1 pseudogene is annotated in these 255 nt (G+C 48.6%); it reads left to right on the forward strand.

Features of this window, described 5'->3' with window-relative positions:
• Positions 1-255: pseudogene (locus tag M3221_RS27160) on the forward strand (RNA-guided endonuclease TnpB family protein); the annotation flags it as partial.

The raw sequence follows: 255 nt of genomic DNA on the forward strand, positions 1-255 counted from the left end.
TTCGAATACCTGGGCAGAATGAAAACCCCAAAGGGGTTCTATGGAGCCAGGAAACTTCGTTTTAAGCTTCACGGATGGCGGAAAATAGGCATTCAGAACAAAGTGGAAGAAATGGCTCACTGCCTGGGTGTGCGGATTTCTAGGATCAATCCGCGAAATACCAGCGCCTTGGCGTTCGATGGTTCCGGAAAAGTGAAACGGAACCCGAAAAAAGACCTTGCCGTATTTTCGACCGGCAAAGTCTATCATGCGGAT

Origin of the sequence: Domibacillus indicus, assembly GCF_023715895.1 — a bacterium.
Lineage (GTDB): Bacteria > Bacillota > Bacilli > Bacillales > Domibacillaceae > Domibacillus > Domibacillus indicus_A.